The 344-nt window shown below is 41.3% G+C and carries 1 protein-coding gene; it reads right to left on the reverse strand.

The genetic code is table 11. The annotated features are described in order from the left end of the window. Positions 1-344 (reverse strand): IS3 family transposase (locus BHC51_RS00995; RefSeq protein ID WP_143558709.1); only part of this gene is annotated, 344 nt, incomplete at both ends.

The following is a 344-nucleotide window of genomic DNA, read 5'->3' on the forward strand; positions in this document are numbered from 1 at the left end:
CGCCTCACGATTAAAGTCATCTATCACATTGAAGGTTCTAAAACGCTGTTGATTGCGACTGCTGTCACTCATAAAATCCATTGACCAGCATTCACCTTGTTTATTGGGTGCTGATAGCCTTTCTGGGCTTCGTGGAGGAATGCGTTGTTTACGCTTTACCCTGAGATTAAGCTTTAATTCACAATACACCCGATACACACGTTTATGATTCCATTTACAGCCGAGCTTTCTGATGCGATTAAAACATTTAGGAAAGCCCCAGCGTAAATGCTTATCGGTAATAGCACTTAGTACCGACATAATCACTGAATCATCCGGTAATTTAGGTTGATAATAGTAAGCGC

It is taken from the genome of Snodgrassella alvi (genome assembly GCF_002777745.1).
GTDB classification, from domain to species: Bacteria; Pseudomonadota; Gammaproteobacteria; order Burkholderiales; family Neisseriaceae; genus Snodgrassella; species Snodgrassella alvi_D.